This is a genomic window from Streptomyces sp. JLBT605, from assembly GCF_058215555.1.
In genome coordinates this window covers 598884-616985 of record NZ_CM177087.1, presented here as the reverse complement: position 1 = coordinate 616985, position 18102 = coordinate 598884, and the positions used below count along the sequence as shown (strand labels likewise).

Annotated in this window: 19 protein-coding genes; 10 read left to right on the top strand and 9 right to left on the bottom strand. The window is 73.2% G+C overall.

What is annotated here, in order from left to right; translation table 11 throughout:
* Nucleotides 1-111: 111 nt before the first annotated feature.
* The gene (locus AC4BDD_RS02945) at nt 112-318 is read right to left on the bottom strand and encodes a DUF5999 family protein (protein WP_490689391.1); all 207 of its coding nucleotides are present in this window, start codon (nt 316-318) and stop codon (nt 112-114) included.
* A 517-nt stretch (nt 319-835) separates the two neighbouring features.
* Complete coding sequence (locus tag AC4BDD_RS02940) at nt 836-1447, bottom strand: hypothetical protein (RefSeq protein WP_490689390.1); 612 nt, start codon at nt 1445-1447, stop codon at nt 836-838.
* Nucleotides 1448-1938: 491 nt separating this feature from the next.
* Here AC4BDD_RS02940 and AC4BDD_RS02935 point away from each other — a divergent pair, with 491 nt between their 5' ends.
* The 6 genes from AC4BDD_RS02935 (at nt 1939) to AC4BDD_RS02910 (ending at nt 8166) form a co-directional block, all read left to right on the top strand.
* Nucleotides 1939-3441: a glutamate-cysteine ligase family protein gene (locus AC4BDD_RS02935; protein WP_490689389.1), complete on the top strand. Its 1503-nt coding sequence runs from the start codon at nt 1939-1941 to the stop codon at nt 3439-3441.
* A gap of 87 nt (nt 3442-3528) precedes the next feature.
* Entirely contained in the window at nt 3529-4350 is an 822-nt protein-coding gene (locus AC4BDD_RS02930; protein WP_490691629.1) for a CPBP family intramembrane glutamic endopeptidase, read from the top strand.
* A 95-nt stretch (nt 4351-4445) separates the two neighbouring features.
* Complete coding sequence (locus AC4BDD_RS02925) at nt 4446-5045, top strand: PadR family transcriptional regulator (protein WP_490689388.1); 600 nt, start codon at nt 4446-4448, stop codon at nt 5043-5045.
* Between the two features lie 218 nt (nt 5046-5263).
* On the top strand, nt 5264-5821 hold the full coding sequence (locus tag AC4BDD_RS02920) for a Clp protease N-terminal domain-containing protein (RefSeq protein WP_490689387.1): 558 nt from the start codon (nt 5264-5266) through the stop codon (nt 5819-5821).
* Nucleotides 5822-5852: 31 nt separating this feature from the next.
* A complete protein-coding gene (locus tag AC4BDD_RS02915) occupies nt 5853-6962 on the top strand; it encodes an EamA family transporter (protein ID WP_490689386.1) in 1110 nt (369 codons plus the stop codon).
* A 223-nt stretch (nt 6963-7185) separates the two neighbouring features.
* The gene (locus AC4BDD_RS02910) at nt 7186-8166 is read left to right on the top strand and encodes a DMT family transporter (RefSeq protein ID WP_490689385.1); all 981 of its coding nucleotides are present in this window, start codon (nt 7186-7188) and stop codon (nt 8164-8166) included.
* Nucleotides 8167-8379: 213 nt separating this feature from the next.
* On the opposite strand, the gene AC4BDD_RS02905 is transcribed toward AC4BDD_RS02910, so the two are convergent.
* Entirely contained in the window at nt 8380-9021 is a 642-nt protein-coding gene (locus AC4BDD_RS02905) for an FMN-binding negative transcriptional regulator (RefSeq protein WP_490689384.1), read from the bottom strand.
* 17 nt (nt 9022-9038) lie between these two features.
* Entirely contained in the window at nt 9039-9707 is a 669-nt protein-coding gene (locus AC4BDD_RS02900; RefSeq protein ID WP_490689383.1) for a pyridoxamine 5'-phosphate oxidase family protein, read from the bottom strand.
* Between the two features lie 35 nt (nt 9708-9742).
* Here AC4BDD_RS02900 and AC4BDD_RS02895 point away from each other — a divergent pair, with 35 nt between their 5' ends.
* Nucleotides 9743-11074, top strand: a complete 1332-nt coding sequence (locus AC4BDD_RS02895) for an aminotransferase class I/II-fold pyridoxal phosphate-dependent enzyme (protein ID WP_490689382.1) — start codon at nt 9743-9745, stop codon at nt 11072-11074.
* Nucleotides 11075-11139: 65 nt separating this feature from the next.
* On the opposite strand, the gene AC4BDD_RS02890 is transcribed toward AC4BDD_RS02895, so the two are convergent.
* Nucleotides 11140-12177 carry a DMT family transporter gene (locus tag AC4BDD_RS02890; RefSeq protein ID WP_490689381.1) on the bottom strand — a complete coding sequence of 346 codons (1038 nt, stop codon included), beginning with the start codon at nt 12175-12177 and terminating at the stop codon, nt 11140-11142.
* A 74-nt stretch (nt 12178-12251) separates the two neighbouring features.
* On the opposite strand from AC4BDD_RS02890, the gene AC4BDD_RS02885 reads away from it, so the two are divergent.
* Nucleotides 12252-13157 (top strand): LysR family transcriptional regulator, encoded by a 906-nt coding sequence (locus tag AC4BDD_RS02885; RefSeq protein WP_490689380.1) that lies wholly within the window; start codon nt 12252-12254, stop codon nt 13155-13157.
* A 296-nt stretch (nt 13158-13453) separates the two neighbouring features.
* Nucleotides 13454-13984 (top strand): HD domain-containing protein, encoded by a 531-nt coding sequence (locus AC4BDD_RS02880; protein ID WP_490691628.1) that lies wholly within the window; start codon nt 13454-13456, stop codon nt 13982-13984.
* A 28-nt stretch (nt 13985-14012) separates the two neighbouring features.
* On the opposite strand, the gene AC4BDD_RS02875 is transcribed toward AC4BDD_RS02880, so the two are convergent.
* Complete coding sequence (locus tag AC4BDD_RS02875) at nt 14013-14480, bottom strand: pyridoxamine 5'-phosphate oxidase family protein (protein ID WP_490689379.1); 468 nt, start codon at nt 14478-14480, stop codon at nt 14013-14015.
* 128 nt (nt 14481-14608) lie between these two features.
* On the opposite strand from AC4BDD_RS02875, the gene AC4BDD_RS02870 reads away from it, so the two are divergent.
* Complete coding sequence (locus AC4BDD_RS02870) at nt 14609-15262, top strand: cysteine hydrolase family protein (RefSeq protein WP_490689378.1); 654 nt, start codon at nt 14609-14611, stop codon at nt 15260-15262.
* A gap of 10 nt (nt 15263-15272) precedes the next feature.
* On the opposite strand, the gene AC4BDD_RS02865 is transcribed toward AC4BDD_RS02870, so the two are convergent.
* The 3 genes from AC4BDD_RS02865 to AC4BDD_RS02855 all read right to left on the bottom strand — a co-directional run bounded on the left by AC4BDD_RS02865 (nt 15273) and on the right by AC4BDD_RS02855 (nt 18067).
* On the bottom strand, nt 15273-15695 hold the full coding sequence (locus AC4BDD_RS02865) for a Rieske (2Fe-2S) protein (RefSeq protein ID WP_490689377.1): 423 nt from the start codon (nt 15693-15695) through the stop codon (nt 15273-15275).
* Nucleotides 15696-15895: 200 nt separating this feature from the next.
* Nucleotides 15896-17116 carry a peptidoglycan-binding protein LysM gene (locus AC4BDD_RS02860; RefSeq protein WP_490689376.1) on the bottom strand — a complete coding sequence of 407 codons (1221 nt, stop codon included), beginning with the start codon at nt 17114-17116 and terminating at the stop codon, nt 15896-15898.
* Between the two features lie 195 nt (nt 17117-17311).
* Entirely contained in the window at nt 17312-18067 is a 756-nt protein-coding gene (locus AC4BDD_RS02855; RefSeq protein WP_490689375.1) for an AfsR/SARP family transcriptional regulator, read from the bottom strand.
* Nucleotides 18068-18102 lie beyond the last annotated feature (35 nt).

The window sequence follows — 18102 nt, the reverse complement described above, 5'->3', positions numbered from 1 at the left end:
CGGGTGGTCGGCATCGGCGCTGACATGCGCGGGGGCCGGTTCGGCGGTGACGCCGGGCCGGCCCCTTGGTGTCTCGCCGCGTCCCCGCGGCGTGTGGTGCTGTGCCGCCCGCTAGGCGGCGGTCATGATGTGCGCCGCCGCGAGCGGGCGGTGCGGTGCGATGATCTGCCCGTCCGGCAGCAACTCGCCGGTGTCCTCGAAGAACAGGACGCCGTTGCACAGCAGGCTCCAGCCCTGCTCCGGGTAGTGCGCCACGGCACGCGCGGCTTCCCGGTCGGCGGAGTCAGCGGATGGGCACGGTGGCTGGTGCTGGCACATGGAAGGGTTCTTTCGCTGCGATGTGGTGACTGTCCTGCGGCTCGATGCCTCGTTCATGGCCGCCCCCCGTTTGTCGGTCGGCTTGTCGGTCCTGGTGTCGCCCTGCGGGCTTGGTCCCAGTCTTGCTCTGTGGCCGTGATTCCGCAGGGATTTCGCGGCAGCGGTACTCGCTGGAATAGGACGCGTCACCCGTGCGGACGGTTCAGCGGAACCGTACGGCCTCTTCGGGGGGTTCCGCATGACCCGCAATGACTAGCCCACCCGTCGCCCGCCACCACCCTTCCAAGGATGCGCTCCGCGCCCACCTCTCCCGTCGCCCGCCACCACCCTTCCAAGGAAGCGCTCCGCGCCCTCACCCACCACCACCCTTCCCAGGGAAACGGGTCGCGCCCACCTCTCCCGTCGCCCGCGGGCGTGCCAAGCGCCCCGCGCGGGTCGGGAAGTCCCGGGGCGCGGGGCGCTGATGGTGTCTCTTCGGCGGTCGGGCGGGTGGGGTGAGTGCGGCGTCGTCGGCTCCTCAGGCCGGCGAGCCGAGTAGTGGGCCGGGCAGCGCGCCGGGCAACGTGCGCCGGGTCATCCGCAGCGTCAGTACCGGCAGCAGCTCGGCGGCCAGGTGCCGGCGGTGCGCGGCGATGCCGGGCGGCGCGGGCGCGAGCGGCACCAGCAGGTCACCCGGCGCGGGGGCTCCCTCGGCCGGGTCCGCGCCGGGCTCGCCGTGCAGCCACAGCGTGAGCATGTAGAGCTCGGGCACCGACAGCAGCCGGGGCTGGTAGGCGGTCGGCAGCGAGTCGGCCTGCCGCAGCGCCTGTTCGGTGGAGGCGACGTACGGGCCCTCGCTGAACCGGGAGAACGCCCAGCCGTCCGGGGTGACCATGGCCTCGGCGACGGCGACACAGCGATCGCCGCAGCGGATCAGGAACCGCCAGCCGGCCAGCCGGGTGCGGGGCGGGGCGCCGGGCTCGGTCACACCCTCCAACACATGGACCGGCAGCGGCGCTTCGACGGTGAACGGCCCGGACAGCAGGCGGAGCGCGGGGGTGCGGGCCTCGGTCACGGCTGTGGGGGAGCCGAGAGCGGTGAGGACGCTGCGCAGGGCGGGTGCGGGAGCCGATGGGGCATGCAGCGGCATGATGGGTCGCCTCTCACTTCGGAGACACGGTGGTGCGGGGCGGGTCGGGTGCGGACGGCGCTGTCAGCTGTGCGGGTCAGAGGAAGGCCGGGACCAGGCCACCGGGCGTCAACTCTCTGCCCTCTTCGCAAAGTTTATACGACACGTGTTCCCCCGAGGTTTCCGCTAGTCGCTTCCCAAATTACCGGCAAGGGTTTTTCAGGTCCGGTGCGGCGAGAGGTTTTCGCCAAATATGTTCCCTGCGCACGGACCTGACCTCGGCTTCTGTGGCCGAAGCGGTAGGCCGATTCCGGTCGGTGTTTTTCACCAGAACATTTGCGGCCTTTCGGGGCAATGCGTCGTGCGCACTCCGCCGTGCTTGTGTGCACTCGCGCAGAGCCTACCGTCCGGGCGGTGTGCGCGGGGCGTTATCGATCACATTGCCTGGGCATCATCGACCGTGAATCAGCGGCTGGTGCCGCGGACCGCCGAACTCCCAGGAGGACGCGCCGATGGGCGAGAAGACCGTGGCCAGCAGGTTCGACGTGTCCGACCGGCAGCGACAGCGCAGAAAACTCCGCGAGTGTCTGGAGGGGCTGGCGCGACTGCTGGAAGAGCGGCGGTTCGACCGTCCCAGGAATCTCATGGGGCTGGAGATCGAGCTGAATCTCGCCGGGCTCGACGGGATGCCGAGAATGATGAACGCGCAAGTGCTGGAGCGCATTGCCAGTCAGGATTTCCAGACCGAGCTAGGGCAGTTCAACCTCGAAGTGAACATCGTGCCGCACCGGTTGAGCGGCAGGGTTCTCGACCAGCTCGCCGAGGAACTGCGCACCGGATTGGCATATGCCGACCGACAGGCGCGGGAAGAGTCCTCGGCGATCGTGATGATCGGAATTCTGCCGACCCTCGCCGCAGCGGACCTGAGCGCCTCGAACCTCTCCTTCGACCAGCGCTACAAGCTGCTCAACGAGCACATGCTGGCCGCCCGCGGCGAGGACTTCGCCATCGACATCGAGGGGGTCGAGCGTTTCCGGTACGCCTGCGGGACCATCGCGCCGGAGGCCGCGTGCACCTCGGTGCAGCTCCATCTCCAGGTCACCCCGGGCCGGTTCGCGGCCGTGTGGAACGCCGCCCAGGCGATCACGGCCGCCCAGATCGCGGTGGGCGCCAACTCGCCCTTCCTCTTCGGCCACGAGGTGTGGCGCGAGTCCCGTCCGCCGCTGTTCCTCCAGTCCACCGACGTCCGCCAGCCGGAGTTGGTGGCCCAGGGCGTGCGCCCGCGCACCTGGTTCGGCGAGCGCTGGATCACCGATGTGCGCGAGCTGTTCGAGGAGAACCTGCGCTACTTCCCGCCGCTGCTGGCCACCGACGAGGACGAGGAACCGCTGCGCGTCCTGGACCAGGGCGGCATACCGCGGCTGCACGAGCTCGCCCTGCACAACGGCACGATCTACCGCTGGAACCGCCCGGTCTACGACATCGCCGACGGCGTGCCGCACCTGCGGGTGGAGAACCGCGTGCTGCCCGCGGGCCCCACCGTCACCGACGTCATCGCCAACGCCGCCTTCTACTACGGGCTGGTCCGCGCGCTCGCCGACGAGTCCCGTCCGGTGTGGACCCGGCTGCCGTTCAGCGCCGCCGCCGCGAACTTCGACGCCGCCTGCCGGTACGGCATCGACGCCGTCCTGCACTGGCCCCGCTCGGGGCGTTCCCCGTCGACGGCCCGGATCCCGGCGGTGCGGCTGGTGCTCGACGAACTGCTGCCGCTGGCCGCCTCGGGGCTGGACGCCTGGGGGATGGAGCCGGCCGACCGCGACCGCTATCTGGGCGTCATCGAGGAGCGCTGCCGCAGGCGGGTCAACGGCGCCTCCTGGCAGGTGGCGACCTACCATCGGGCCCGCGAGGCCGGCCTGGACCGCCAAGCGGCCCTGGCGGCGACGACCCGCCGCTACTGCGAGCTGATGCGCACCGGAGAGCCGGTGCACACCTGGCCGGTCACCGAACCCTCCTGACCAGGCGCGTCCCCTGTTGTCCGCGGCGCCGAGCCGTGCGGCAAGCTAGGAGCTTCTCGGACCTTTCCCGGGGGACGGCGACACGTGGTGGAGGCTGGAGTGCAGGCACAGGCGCACGATGCGGCGGTCTCCGCCCCCGGGGACGGGCACGAGCCGTGGCTCCGCCGGCTGCGGCGCAACGAGCTGCTGCTCGTGCTGGCGCTGTCGCTCGGCGCGAGCGGGGTGTCCGCGCTGATCAGCTTCATCGGCTCGGCGACCGAACCGGGCGGGCTGAAGGAGCAGGCGGCCACCCTCAACGCCTCCGAGGCGCCCGGCAGGCCCTGGCTGGACCTGGCCTGGCAGCTGTTCTCCATCACCACCTCGCTGGTGCCGGTGCTGCTGGTCGCGCATCTGCTGCTGCGCGAGGGCGCCGGACTGCGATCCATCGGCTTCGACCTGCGGCGCCCGCGGTTCGACCTGGGCTGGGGAACCGTGCTCGCGGCTGCCATCGGCGGCACCGGGCTGCTGCTCTACCTGGGTGCGCGGGCGGCCGGCGGCAATCTGACCGTGGTGCCGGAGGACCTGCCGGACGTCTGGTGGAAGATCCCGGTGCTGATCGCCTCCGCGGTGCAGAACGCCGTCCTGGAGGAAGTGATCGTCGTCGGCTACCTGCTGCGCAGGCTCGGCCAGTTGGGCTGGACACCGGCCGCGGCGCTGGCGGTCAGCGCGGTGCTGCGCGGCTCGTACCACCTGTACCAGGGCATCGGCGGCTTCTTCGGCAACCTGGCGATGGGCGTGATCTTCGTGCTGCTGTACCGGCGCTGGGGCCGGGTCGGGCCGCTGGTGGCCGCGCACGCCCTGATCGACACCGTGGCCTTCGTGGGATACGCCCTGCTGGAGGGGCGTGTGGACTGGCTGCCCACCGCCTGACCGTCTGACCTGCTCGCCGCAGGGCCTTGGCATGCGAACAGTTGCGATATATCGTTGAAGCATCACGACAGATCAGCGATCGGAAGGACGTAACGGTGCGTTCGCAGAAATTCGGTCATGGGCGAGGTCACTGCGGCCCGGGTCACGGGGGTGGCCGTGGGGAGTACGAGGGGCTGCGCGCGGCCTTCGGTCCGTTCGGCCCGCCCTTCGGTGGCCCGTTCTTCGGTGGCCGGGGACCCGGCGGGCCGCGCGGCCGGGCGCGGCGCGGTGATGTCCGCGCCTCGATCCTGGCGCTGCTGCGGGACCGGCCGATGCACGGCTACGAGATGATCCAGGAGATCGCCGAGCGCAGTGGCGGGGCCTGGAAGCCGAGCCCCGGCTCGGTGTACCCGACCCTCCAGCTGCTGGAGGACGAGGGGCTGATCAGCAGCGAGAGCGAGGGCGGCAAGAAGCTCTTCGCGCTCACCGAGGCCGGCCGCGCCGAGGCGGAGGCGGGCTCGCAGGCGCCTTGGGAGGCGGCCGGGCGCGGGGTCGACTGGGAGGCGCTCCAGGAAGTCCGGCAGGTCGGCGTCGGTGTGATGGAGGCGCTGACCCAGGTCTGGAAGACCGGCACCCCCGAGCAGCGGCAGAAGGCGCTGGCGGCCATGAACGACCTCCGCAAGAAGCTGTACCTCATCCTCGCCGACGAGGACTGACGCCACCCCGCCGCGCCGGCGCCGGTACGGGACCGCCCGTACCGGCGCCGACGCGTGTGACGGGGGCGAAGTCGAGCCGGGCGGGGGACGGGCGCCAGCACAGAGTGCGTCTCCTCCGCAAGGATGAGATCCGGTCAGCTGTGCGCACCCACAGGGGGATACGCAAATGGGCCCTGGCGGGGACGGCTGGGGCAGTGCGGGACTGATGGGGTGGCAGGGTGCGAAATCCTGCCCCTTCCGCCGACCCGGCGGACGCCGGAGCGGACGCCGGGCTCAGCGTGGAGCTGGCGTCGGCGGTCGCCGCTGCCCGCAGACGTGCCGTCCGGGACGGTGACCGGCAGATCGACACCGCGCATCTGCTGCACAGCCTGCTGGAGTCGGACCACGAAGTACGGGCGGCCTTCGCCGGAGGGCCGTCCCAGGTGGCGCGGCTGCTCGGCTATCTCGTCCAGCGCACCATCGGCTACGGACTGCGGTGGAGCGGCACGGTGGAGGACTCCGGCGCGCTGCCACTGTCCCTGACCCGGGCCGGCGGGCGCGGCGCGGCCGGGCCGGGCGCCGACCGCTGGTCACCCGCCGCGGCCTCGGCCATGGAGAGCGCGCTGGCCCGCGCCCGCCGCCGCGGCGCCGGACGAGCCGCTCCGCTGGACCTGCTGGTCGCCATCGCCCGGGACCACGAGTGCCGCGCCGTGGAGGTGCTGCGCCGGGCCGGCGTCGACCCCGACCTGCTCATCGCGGAGCTGGACGGGCAGGTCTGCCAGCAGTCAACGGGATGACGGTGCTGTCCGGGGCTGGCATGATGGCCCGATGCAAGCGTCTGAGGGGAGGAGCGCCGGCCTGGGCCTTGCCCTGGCATCGGCGCTCGCGTTCGGTGGATCGGGTGTCGCGGCCAAGCCGTTGATCGAGGCTGGGCTGGAGCCGCTCCATGTGACCTGGCTGCGGGCCACCTTCGCGGCGGTCGTCATGCTGCCGGTCGCCTGGCGCCACCGGGATCTGCTGGTCCGCCGCCCCGCGCTGCTGGCCGGATTCGGCCTGCTGGCCGTGGCCGGCGTCCAGGCCTGCTACTTCGCGGCGATCTCCCGTATCCCCGTCGGGATCGCCCTCCTCGTCGAATACCTCGCACCCGCGCTCGTGCTCGGCTGGGTCCGGTTCGTCCAGCGCCGACGGGTCAGCCGGGCCGCGACCGTCGGTGTGGTGCTGGCGGCCAGCGGCCTGGCCAGCGTCGTCGAGGTCTGGTCCGGGCTCGGCTTCGACGCCCTGGGACTGCTGCTCGCCCTGGGCGCGGCCTGCTGCCAGGTCGGCTACTTCGTCCTCTCCGACCACGGCAGTGACGGAGAGGACGCGGCGGACCCGCTCGGGGTGATCGCCTACGGGCTGCTCATCGGCGCCCTCGCGCTGACCGCCGTGGCGCACCCCTGGGACCTCGACTGGTCGGTGCTGACCGGCCGCGCGGACCTGGACGGCGCCCGGGTGCCGGCGGTGCTGCTGCTGGCCTGGCTGGTCCTGGTCGCCACCGTGGTCGCGTACCTGACCGGCGTGCTGTCCGTGCGGAAGCTGTCCCCCCAGGTGGCCGGCGTGGTCGCCTGCCTGGAGGCGGTCGTCGCGACCGTACTGGCCTGGGTGCTGCTCGGCGAGCACCTCGGGGTGCCGCAGATCATCGGTGGCGCGATCGTGCTGGCCGGGGCGTTCATCGCGCAGACCTCGACGCCGAAGGCGGGCACCCCGGAGCCGGTGGCCGCCTCCGCCGATGCCGAACCCGCCAACGGTGAAGACGATGGTGCGGGCGTTGCCGCGGGCGGCGGCGCCGGATCCGGCGAGGGCGCCGCGTCCGTGGACCGGCCGTCCACCGAGCCGCACCGGGCCGAACGCGAACGGGCCGAAGCCGAACGGGCCGAGCCGCAGCGAACGATGGGCTAAGGTGATCATCATGCCGATGGCCGTTCTTCCGCCTCCCGCCGTCTGACGCGGGCAGCCACCACCGACGCCCCGGGCCGCCCAGTGGCCGGGCCGGTGGGAGTACGCGGTCCGGGGCCATGCTCCCCGGACCGCTGATTCGCCGTTCGAGCCGCCGTTCCGGCGATCACCGCCGCGACGGCCACGGCCATGGCCAGTGCCCGCACACGGATGACGCGAACCCTTCATGTCTTCCGCGGGAGAACACCTCGTGCTCAACACTCTTCCCCCTGCCCTGCCCGTGGGCCGGGGCCTGCTCTATGTCACCGTCGCCGCCGTCGCCTGGGGTACGGCCGGCGCGGCCGCCGCGTTCCTCTACGGCGACAGCGGGCTCGGCCCCGTCGCGCTGACCTTCTGGCGCTCCCTGGGCGGCTCCCTGCTGCTGCTCGCCGCCCGGGCCATACGCCGGCCCCGAGCCGCGCGTCCCGCTCCCCGGCCGAGGGAGTCCCGGCGCCGCCGCGCCGCCCCGGTCCTCGTCACCGGCCTCGCGCTGACCGTTTTCCAGACCGCCTACTTCGGCGCCGTGCAGGCGACCGGGCTCGCGGTCGGGACCGTGGTCACGCTCGGCGCGGCGCCGGTCATGGTCGCCCTGTGCGGCCGGCTGTTCCTGCGGGAGCGGCTCGGCGCGGGCGGCGTCCTGGCGGTGGCGGGTGCGCTCGCCGGTCTGCTGATCCTGGTGCTCGGCAGCGGTGGGTCCGGCGAGGTCCGGCCACTCGGCGTCGCCCTCGGGCTGCTGTCGGCGGCCGGATACACCGTCATCACCGTCCACACCCGGCACCTGGGCCGGACCGGCCGCGGCAGCGATCCGCACACCACCACGCTGACGTCGTTCGCCGTGGGCGCGGTGTGCCTGCTGCCCTTCGCGAGTGCGGAGGGGCTGTGGCCGCACGCGCACGACCTGGAGCGCACCCTCGCGGTGCTGGTCTACATCGCGGCGGTGCCCACCGCGCTCGCCTACGGCCTGTACTTCGCGGGGCTCGCGGCGGTGCGCTCCACCACGGTCTCGGTGATCACGCTGATCGAGCCGGTCACCGCGGCGGTCATCGCGGTGTCGCTGCTGGACGAGCACCTCACCCCGGCGACCGTGCTCGGCACCGGCGTCCTGCTGAGCGCGGTCGCCGCGCTGGCCGTGGCCGAGGCGCGCGCGGCGGCCGCAGCAGTGGGCTGACGCCCGCGGCCGCACCGACGGGCTGACGCCCGTGGCCGCACCGGTCGGCTGACGTCGGCACCGGCGTCCCGCTGGGCGCGGGCTGACGCCGGCGCGACGCGCACGAGCGGGCCGGTGTCGACACGGCCGCACTGGTCGGCTGACGTCGGCGCGGCCGCACGAGTGGGTGGGCGTCGGCGCGCGGCCGCACCGGTGGGCTGGACGCCGCGCTGCTCAGGTGCGGGTCCAGGCGCCCCGGCGCAGCCGGTGGGCCAGCGCCGCGGCGTCGCCGGGCGCGTCCCGCTCGGCCAGGCCGGAGTCGGTCCGCTCGCGCACCGACTCCGGCTTGTGCCCGGCGTACTTGAACTTGGCGCGCACCTCGGTCACCTCGAGCCGCAGCCCGCGGATGCCGTCCAGCATCCGGCCGTACGGCTCCTCGCCGGGCGCCACCCGCGCGTGGTCGCCGGCCGGCTGGAAGTGGCCCAGCTGGCGGTGGAGCAGGGCGGCCTTCTCCCGCGGATCGTCCACGATGTGCGCGGTGCAGCTCAGCTGGACGGCGGTGTAGAAGCTGGTCGGCACGCCCTGCTCGGGCGGCACACCGTCGGGCGCCTGCCAGGGACCGGGTACGAAGACGTAGTCGTCGACCACGCTCAGCAGCACCCGCGGATCCGCCTCCAGGGCGGGCCAGATCGGGTTCGGCCGGGCCAGGTGGGTGACGACCTCGGCGCGCTCGGCGTCGTAGGCGAAGTGTGCTGGCTGGACGGACGGCGGCTCGCCGGGCAGTCCGTTGACGGCGAGCTGGCCGAAGTCGTGCCGGGCCAGCCAGCTCCGCCATTCGGCGTCGTCCCGCGCGGCGTCCCAGGGGTGGATGAGCATCGTCGGTGGTCCTTCTCTCAGCGCGCGAGGTAGCCGGGGGCCGGGATGCCGGGTGCCAGGTCGTCCGCGGGCAGCGGGGCGCCGTAGCCGCGGGTGATGGGCAGCACACCGCTCCAGTACGGCAGGTCCACATCCTCCGGCTCGTCCTCGGGCCCGCCGGTGCGGATCTTCGCCGACACCTCGTCCAGATCGAGCCGGAGGACGGCGGTGGCGGCCAGCTCCTTGGCGCTGGCGGGCCGGGAGTCGACGGCGCGGCCGGGCACGACGTGATCCACCAGGGCATCGAGGGCGGCGCGGCACTCGGCCTCGTCGGTCACCCGGCGGGCGATGCCGTGCACCACCACCGAGCGGTAGTTGACGGAGTGGTTGAAGTGGGAGCGGGCCAGCACCAGGCCGTCGAGGTGGGTGACGGTCACGCACACCGGCAGCCCGGGGTCGTCCGCCGTCCCGGCCATCCGCAGCGGGCGGGAGCCGGTGGAGCCGTGCAGATAGAGGCGCTCGCCGACCCGCGCGTACAGGGTGGGCAGCACGACGGGCGCGCCGTCGCGCACGAAGCCGAAGTGGCACAGGTAGTCGGCGTCGAGTATCGCGTGCACCGTCTCCCGGTCGTAGGCCGCGCGGTGGCGGTCGCGGCTGGGGACGGTGCGCTCGGTCGGTTCGTACCCGGAAGCGGCTGCTCCTGACATCGCGGACTCCATTGCACTAGTGCATAATGAGGTTTGTGCTAGGAGAGTATCGGATCACTGGACGGCGCGCAGCCGAGATCGCGGCGAGCGTGGAGCGGGCGGTGGGCGCCGGCGACCTGCTCCCCGGTCATCTGCTGCCGTCCATGCGGGACCTGGCGGCCGATCTCGGGGTCAACCCGAACACCGTCGCCGCCGCCTACCGCACGCTGCGGGAGCGCGGAGTGATCGAGACCGGCGGGCGGCGGGGCAGCCGGGTCCGCTCTCGCCCGGCCAGCAGCCCTCGGGAGGAGATCCGGGTGGAAGCCCCGGAAGGCGGCCGGGACATCGCGGACGGCAACCCCGACCCTGCTCTGCTGCCGCCGCTCGCCGAGGCGTTCGCGGCCGCCGCCGCGCACCATGCCGCCCGCCCGGCGCTCTACGGCGAGCCGGACATCTCCGCGGAGCTGGGGCGGCTGGCCCGCGCCGCCTTCGAGGCGGACGGGGTGCCGCCCGGCCCGGTCGCCGTCACCTCGGGAACCCTCGACGCCATCGAGCGGGCGCTCACCGCCCATCTCCGCCCCGGCGACCAGGTCGCGGTGGAGGACCCCGGCTGGGGCAGTCTGCTCGACCTGATCCCCGCCCTCGGGCTGCGCGCCGTGCCGGTCGCCGTGGACGACGAGGGACCGCTGCCCGAGGCCGTCGACGCCGCGCTGAGCCGGGGTGCCCGCGCGCTCATCGTCACCGCCCGGGCCCAGAATCCGACCGGCGCGGCGATCAGCGCCAGGCGCGCGGCCGCGCTGCGGGCGGTGCTCGACGGCCACCGGGGCGCGCTGCTCATCGAGGACGACAACGGTCAGGGCATCGTGGAGCTGCCCCCGCACCCCCTCGTCGGCTCCACCGCCCACTGGGTGCTGGTGCGCTCGGTGGCCAAGGCGTACGGGCCGGACCTGCGGCTCGCGGTGCTCACCGGAGACACCGTCACGGTCGACCGGCTGCGCGGCCGTCAGCGGCTGGGTCCCGGCTGGGTCAGCCACCTCCTCCAGGACGCGGTCACCCACCTGTGGCGCACCGGTGCGGTGGACGCCGCCGCGGTCGCCGCCTCCTACGGCGGACGGCGTGACGCGCTGGTCGGCGCGGTGCGGGCGCGGGGGATCGCCGCGCACGGGCGCAGCGGGATGAACGTCTGGGTGCCGGTCCCCGACGAGACCGGGGCGGTGGCCCGGATGCTGCGCGCCGGCTGGGCGGTCGCCCCCGGTGCCCGCTTCCGGACGGCCTCCCCGCCCGGCATCCGGCTGACCGTCTCGCGGCTGGCCCTGGCGGACGTCGAGGAGGTCGCCGACGCCGTCGCGGCGGCGACCTCCCCGGCCCCGGCCGGGCGCTTCGACTGAACCGGCCCGGCCTGCCGCCCCCTGCCGCCGGTGGGTGCCGCCCCCTGTCGCCGGCCGGTCGAGGCTCAGCGTGGGGCGGCGGCCTTGGCGGCTCGCGGCCGGGTCTGGGTCAGCGCCGCGCCGGCGAGGACGATCAGGGCGCCGACCGGCGTGTTCCAGCCGATGTGCTCACCGAGGATCGCGACGCCCGCCCCGGTCGCGATGACCGGGATGAAGTAGGTGACCATCATCGCGGTGGTCGGCCCGACCTCCGCGACCAGGCCGTACTGGATCAGGAAGGCGATTCCGGTGCCCAGCGCGCCGAGGGCGACCACCGACAGCAGCGGCAGCACCGGGAAGGAGTCCGGCGCCGGGGCGAACACCGGGGCCACCAGCGCGATCTCCACCGTGCCGAGCAGCAACTGTGCCCCGGACATGGAGAGGTGGGAGTTGCCGGTGCCGCTGAGCGTCCGCCCCACGTACAGCCAGCCGATCGCGTAGCTGAGCGATGCGATCAGCGCCATCGCGGTGCCGGCCGGGTCCTGGCCGGAGAAGCCCTGCCAGGCGCCGAGGACGACGAGCACGCCGATGAAGCCCACGCCCAGCCCGGTGACACGCTGCCGGGTCGGCCGGTCGTCGGAGACGGCGAGCACCGCGAGCAGCATGCTCCACAGCGGGGAGGTGGCGTTGCAGATGCCGGCCAGGGTGGAGGAGATCGTCAGCTCCGCGTAGGCGAACAACGAGAACGGCAGGGCGTTGAGGAAGAAGGCGGCGACGGCCAGACGACCCCAGATCCCGGCGCCGCGCGGCAGCCGCTCCCGCTTGGCCAGCAGGACCGCGGCGAGCACCAGGGTGCCGAACACCATCCGGCCGAGGGAGACCTGGATCGGCGCGAACGACTCGTTGCCGACCTTGATGAAAAGGAAGCTGAACCCCCAGATCAGGGCGAGGACGCCGAAGCGGATCCGCCAGTCGAGCCGTCGCCGCACCGTCTGGCCGGGCATCGAGGCGGCGGCGGGCGTGACGGGCCGGGCGGGCGCGGTGGCCGGGGCGGGGCAGGGGTCGGCGTCGGTCGGAGCGCTGGAGGCAGGGGCGGCGACGGTTCCGGAGGCGGCTGGGGTCATGGCCACAACGATGGACGGCGCGATCACTTAGAACAAGCGAGATTTCGTGCGCGCCATCGCGTAGCATTGCTTACGTGTTGAACCTGGACCGACTGCGCACCCTGCATGCCGTGGCCCGGCACGGCTCCGTGAGCGGCGCCGCCGACGGCTTGCACGTCACCACCTCTGCCGTCTCCCAGCAGCTGTCCAAGCTGGAGCGGGAGACCGGTCAGCAGCTGCTGGCGAAGAACGGCCGGGGCATCCGCCTCACCGACGCCGGGCGGCTCCTCGCCGACCACGCCGAACGCATTCTCTCGCAGGTCGAGCTCGCCCAGTCCGACCTCGAGGCGCAGCGCGGCCAGGCGGTCGGCGAACTGCTGCTCGGCGCCTTCCCCACCGCCGCCCGCGGCCTGCTCCCGGAGGTGCTGACGACGCTTCGGGTAGAGCACCCGCAGCTGCGCACCCGGCTGTCGGAGATGGAGCCGGACGCGTCCGTGCCCAGCGTGGTGCGCGGCGACATCGATCTCGCGATCGTCCTCGACTGGTACAACAAGCCGCTGCCGATGCCCGGCGGCCTGGTCAAGGCCGCGCTGATGGACGACCCCGCGGATGTGGCGATCCCCGCGGACCACCCGCTGGCCGACCGGGACGAGGTCGACCTGGAGGAGTTCGCCGCCGACGAGTGGATCTCCTGGCCGAGCGGCTTCTGCTACGACTGGCTGGTGTTCACCCTGCGCGCCAAGGGCATCGAGCCGCGCATCTGCCACACCGCGGAGGAGCACTCCACCCAGATGGCGCTCATCGCCGCCGGACTGGGGATCGCGGTCGCGCCGCGGCTGGGGCGCGGGCCGGTGCCCGAGGGGGTGCGGATCGTGCCCGTGCGGCACACCATGCGGCGCCACATCTACGCGATCTGGCGCACCGACGCGGACCGGCGGCCCTCCATCCGGGCCGCGGTGGAAGTGCTCCGCGCGGCGGGGGAGCGGCTCATGACCGAGTGACGTGGGTCGTGTTGTCCGCCCCCCCATGGTGGAATCGGCGGGTGACCGCTCCGGACCCCGCGCCCCTTCCCGGCCTCGACCTCGATCTCGACGAGTCGTCGGCGCGGGCGCGCCCGCTCGTACGCTGCCGCGCCTGCGGCCGGCCCCTTCGTGACCGTGACGCGCGCACCTGGGGGCTGGGCGCCGGCTGCCGGCACAAGCTCGCCGTGCGGACGGCGCCCCGGCCGTCCGCGCGCGAGGTCGAACAGGAGACGCTGCCCGGGGTGTGGCACTCGTACACCCCCTACGGAGGTCGCATGGAGACCGTGGCGGAGGTCGACGCCTTCGCGAGCGCGGCGCACGCGGGGCAGGTCGACAAGATCGGTGTGCCCTATCTGGAGCACGTCCGTGCGGTCGCCGCCGGACTGGCGCCGTTCGGCCCGGACCTCCACATGGCCGGGCTGCTGCACGATGTCCTGGAAGACACGGACTGGACGGCCGAGCGGCTCCGCGCCGCCGGAATCCCGGACCGGGTGGTCGGCGTGGTCGAGATCGTCACCAACCAGCCCGGCGTCCCCTATGGCGAGAAGATCCGGCGGATCGCCGGCAGCCGGGAAGCGACCCTGGTGAAGATCGCCGACAACGCCCACAACAGCCACCCCGACCGGGCCGCACGGCTTCCCGGTGACGCGCGCGCCCGCCTCGCCGCGAAGTACCGTGCCGCACGCGACGTCCTGTGGGCGGCGGCCGACGCCGAGGACATCGAGCGGATCATCTCGATCGTCAACCCGCACCTGCTGCCGGAACTCCGGCAGCGCACGGCAGCGGACGCGGACTCGCCGGCATGACGGGCCCTGGCGGCCTGCCTTGCTCCTGTCAGCCCTGGCGGATCTTGCGGAAGTCCCAGGAGGACACCGTCCGCGGAGCGATCCGCAGCCAGCCGTGCCGCCCGTCGTGCGGCATGGCGTCTAGCCCGAAGTACTTCGCGGCGAACATCCGCTCCGGGAGCCGAAGCTCCGGGCAGGGCTCGCCGGTGCGCGGGGACTCGCCGACGAACTCGGCCTCGCCGGACAGCTCGGCGCCGCGCAGCTCGCCGTAGCTCTCGCCGTCGTCCACCAGCACGGCGGTGCGCGGGTCCCGGCGCAGCTGGGCCCATCGGCGGCTGCGCACCAGGGAGTAGATCCACAGCGCGGTGCCGTCCCAGACGAACCACAGCGGGCTGACGTGCGGCTCTCCGTCCCTCCCCGTCGTCGCCATCCGGCAGGTCCGCGCCTCGCCGAGGAAGGCGTCCAGCTCCTCGGGGCTGAGCATGATGCGACGGCCCCGCCGCCGGCCGACAGCCATCCGTCCCCGCCTCTCCCCGCACCCGGAAATCGCATCTGACGTACCATCAGAAAGGCAGCATGGCGCCTCTTCCCGGTGAGGGCAATGCCCAGTAGCCTCACGCGCCGGCCCACCCCGGGAGGGATCCGATGGCATCCGACGGCGAAGACCGCCTGGCCGCACTCCTCGCGCCGCGGAGTTGCGCGCTGCTCACCGTCGAGTGTCAGCGCGGGGTCGTGGGGACGCCCAGCGCGCTGCCCGAACTGGCCGCCGAGGCCGAGCGGTCCGGCGCGCTCGACAGGGTCGCCCTGCTCACCGGTGCCGCCCACCGGGCCGGCGTCCAGGTGCTGCACGCGGTCGCCGAGCGGCGCCCCGACGGCCGGGGCGCCGGCCGCAACGCCCGGCTCTTCCGCGCCGCCGAGCGGCTGCCCGTGCGGCAACTGAGCGGAACGGACGCGGTGCGGATCGCCGAGCGGATTCCGGTCACCTCCGACGACCTCGTGGTGCGACGGTTGCACGGGCTGTCCCCGCTGGCCGGGACCGAGGTGGACGCCCTGCTGCGCAACCTCGGCTGCCGCACCCTGGTCATCGCAGGCGTCTCGGCGAACATCGCGATCCCCAACGCGGTCTTCGACGCGGTCAACCTGGGCTACACGGCCGTGGTGCCCGCGGACGCCATCGCCGGGGTGCCCGCGGCCTACACCCCGGCGATGGTCGAGCACACGCTGGCCCTGGTCGCCACGGTCACCACCGCCGAGGAGGTCTGCGGCCACTGGCGGCACGCCGCACCCCGGCCGTGGTGAACCCGCGGCCTCACGCCAGCTTGATGGTGTCCCCCTCCACCGTGACCTTCGCCTCCGGCAGCGGCTTCTCTGCCGGCCCGCCCTTCACGCTCCCGTCCCCGATGTCGAACTTGCTGTGGTGGCACGGGCAGTTGATGGTCCCGTCGGACACCTCCGTCACCGCGCACTGGCGATGCGTGCAGACGGCGGAGAAGGCCTTGAACTCGCCGGGGGAGGGCTGCGTCACCACGACCTTCTGGTCCGGGAAGATCTTGCCGCCGCCCTGCGGGATGTCAGCGGTCTTCGCGAGCTCGCCGCCCGCCTTCGAACCGCCGTCATCGCCGCAGGCCGCGAGCGCGGCGGTGAGACCGACCGCTCCCGCGGCGGCCACCACGGCGCGCCGGGTGGCGCCCCGTCCGGTCGGTTCCGACTGCGCCTGGGCCGGGTTCGTCATAGGGGTCACTCCTGATCGCCGGAGGCGTCCGGTCCGCGGCTGGGCCGGCGGACGGGACGACAGAGGATGCGTACGCCGAGCACATACGGACCGGGCGCGCCGGGCGTTCAGCCGGTGCCCGACGATTCTTCGCTCCGCGCCACCTCTGCTCCGCCGTCCGCGACGGGAGATCCGGACTGCCCGGCTCGGGCGTGCCCGCCTCAGGCGGTCGCGATGAAGCCGTGCCGGGCGGCCAGGCGCTTCAGCGAGGCGAGGCCGGGGATGCCGTCGGCGGCGGCGCCGGTGTAGGAGCCGCCGGCGCTGCTGCGCTGCCAGGCCGCGTACGCGGAGACCGTCTTGGAGCCGAAGGAACCGTCGGCGTACCGGCGCGCGAGGAGCCCCTCGGCCACCAGGGCGTTCTCCACCACGCGCACCTCGGCCGGGTAGGTGGTGTGCCGGTCCGGGGCCGGCACGTCCTTCCTCGCGGCGGCGACCAGATGGGCGACGCTGACCTTCGGCTTGGTGGGTCTCGGCCCGTTGGTGCCGCCGTGATACAGGACCTTGGCGGTGTCGATCGCCCCCGGATCGCCGTGGTCGTTGCCCGGGACGTCGACATGCCCGTAGTGGCCGCCCTCGGACTGCCAGACGCTGCGCGGGCGGGGCTTGCCAGGCCCCGGGTACGCCGACGGCGGTCCGGCCGGGAACACGTCCGGCACCCCCCAGGAGCGGGCCGCGGCGGTGATCTTCTGCCAGCCCGGCTTCTTCGCCGGATCCCAGCCGGTGGTCCAGGGGTTCCTGGAGTAGCCGAGGACCTCTATCTGGATGCAGACCCTGCCCTCGCGATTGGTCCGCCGGGCGCCGTCGTTGCGCAGCGCCCGGCCGCTGTGGTTCAGCGGTCCGAACTGGCCGACCCGGTCGGTCACCGGGCAGTAGATGAGCTGCGGCTCACAGGCCACGCGGATCAGATACGACCCGACGGATTCCAGGTATCTGCCACCGGCCGGGGACTCGGTGGTGTGGTGCACGACGCGGGGCGGGTTGCCGGGGGTGTCCATCGCCCCGCCGATGACGCCGTCGCCGAGCCGTATCGCACCGGGTATCCACAGGGTGCCGGTGGCGCCGCGCGCCGGCTCGTGGGCGACGGACCGGTCCTCGGCGTTGGGCTCGTCGTCGTCGGCGGGTGTGCCGGCGCCGCTTCCGGGCTCCGGGTCCGGGTCGTGGGCGGCGAAGGGCTCGGCGTCCACCGGCTCGTACCAGTCGAGGTCGCCGTCCTCGCGCAGCACGAAGACCGAGCCGGGGTGGCGCGGGTGCTGGACGGCGCAGCACGCAGTGGTCTCGATGGCGGCGATGGCGCGCACCTGATCGACGTGCGCCCCGCTCACCTCGCCGCAGTAGGTGACGGACCGGTCGGGGTGGACGACGGCAGCGTGGAAGGTGGTCATGGCGCTCCTCGGGGGGTGAGGTGGGAAGGGGAAGACCTCGAGCCGCGCGCGCGGCGCGAGACCGGTGGTCAGGCGTGGGGTGGACACCCTCTGGTGCGGTGCGCTCTGAGACGGCGCGGCGCGCAGCTTCGGGATGGCGCGGCGCTCGGGGTAAGAGGACCTCCGTCACGCCGCCGGTGAACCCGGGAGAGATCTCTAGGTGCCGAAGGCCTGGAGCCGCGGCTGTCCATTGTGCTCGGCGCGCAGGGGCACGAGGGCTTTAAGCGAAGGGGAGGGTTCCAGTCCCAATTCTTCCCGCAGGATGCGGCGGCATTGTTCGTATTGGCGCAGTGCCGCGCCTCTATTGCCGGCAGCCAAATGCGCCTTCACGAGGACCCGATGGGCACTTTCCCGCAGGGGTTCGGTACGTACGGCGGCGAGACCGGCGGCGACGGCTTCACCGTAGCGCCGCGCCGACGTCAGTCGCTCGGTCATCGCTTCCAGGGCATAAAGGCGGAGCTGATGGTATTGCTCTTGCTCGATCAGCATCCAGTCGTTTTCTGGCCATTCCGGCAGGAGGTCCGCCGACAGGTTGGTCAGCGTCTGCATGGTGAGGATGTCGTCGCACGGGCGGGAGCTGTCCAGCAGCCGGTGTGCGCGGGCGACCGCTTCGTGCAGGTCAACGGCGATGTGCTTGGCGAGGGCCAACTCGCGCGCGGAGACGTCGATGATGGGCTGGCCCGTTCGCGCCGCACGCCAGAGAGAGGACCGCAGATTCGCGTTGGCGCGGGACGCCGTGACGTCCGGCCAGAGGATGCCGGCCACATAGGCCCGGGATCTTGGAACTTCCTGCAAAGCCAGGAATGCGAGGAGCCGCTGAGTGCTGGAGCAAACCGGAATGCGCGTGTGGCCAACCGCGAGCGTGAAGCCCTTGAGCAGCCTCAAAGTAATGAGATGTGCTTGTCCGTTCATCGAGGCCCCCGTTACCGATGTCGGCGGGTGATCTT

What these genes read in the sequence shown, in the direction of transcription:
- AC4BDD_RS02945 (WP_490689391.1), bottom strand. Translation starts at nt 318, where the DNA reads ATGTGCCAGCACCAGCCACCGTGCCCATCCGCTGACTCCGCCGACCGG.
- AC4BDD_RS02940 (WP_490689390.1), bottom strand. Translation starts at nt 1,447, where the DNA reads ATGCCGCTGCATGCCCCATCGGCTCCCGCACCCGCCCTGCGCAGCGTC.
- AC4BDD_RS02935 (WP_490689389.1), top strand. Translation starts at nt 1,939, where the DNA reads ATGGGCGAGAAGACCGTGGCCAGCAGGTTCGACGTGTCCGACCGGCAG.
- AC4BDD_RS02915 (WP_490689386.1), top strand. Translation starts at nt 5,853, where the DNA reads ATGCAAGCGTCTGAGGGGAGGAGCGCCGGCCTGGGCCTTGCCCTGGCA.
- AC4BDD_RS02910 (WP_490689385.1), top strand. Translation starts at nt 7,186, where the DNA reads ATGTCTTCCGCGGGAGAACACCTCGTGCTCAACACTCTTCCCCCTGCC.
- AC4BDD_RS02905 (WP_490689384.1), bottom strand. Translation starts at nt 9,021, where the DNA reads ATGCTCATCCACCCCTGGGACGCCGCGCGGGACGACGCCGAATGGCGG.
- AC4BDD_RS02900 (WP_490689383.1), bottom strand. Translation starts at nt 9,707, where the DNA reads ATGTCAGGAGCAGCCGCTTCCGGGTACGAACCGACCGAGCGCACCGTC.
- AC4BDD_RS02890 (WP_490689381.1), bottom strand. Translation starts at nt 12,177, where the DNA reads ATGACCCCAGCCGCCTCCGGAACCGTCGCCGCCCCTGCCTCCAGCGCT.
- AC4BDD_RS02880 (WP_490691628.1), top strand. Translation starts at nt 13,454, where the DNA reads ATGGAGACCGTGGCGGAGGTCGACGCCTTCGCGAGCGCGGCGCACGCG.
- AC4BDD_RS02875 (WP_490689379.1), bottom strand. Translation starts at nt 14,480, where the DNA reads ATGGCTGTCGGCCGGCGGCGGGGCCGTCGCATCATGCTCAGCCCCGAG.
- AC4BDD_RS02870 (WP_490689378.1), top strand. Translation starts at nt 14,609, where the DNA reads ATGGCATCCGACGGCGAAGACCGCCTGGCCGCACTCCTCGCGCCGCGG.
- AC4BDD_RS02865 (WP_490689377.1), bottom strand. Translation starts at nt 15,695, where the DNA reads ATGACGAACCCGGCCCAGGCGCAGTCGGAACCGACCGGACGGGGCGCC.
- AC4BDD_RS02860 (WP_490689376.1), bottom strand. Translation starts at nt 17,116, where the DNA reads ATGACCACCTTCCACGCTGCCGTCGTCCACCCCGACCGGTCCGTCACC.
- AC4BDD_RS02855 (WP_490689375.1), bottom strand. Translation starts at nt 18,067, where the DNA reads ATGAACGGACAAGCACATCTCATTACTTTGAGGCTGCTCAAGGGCTTC.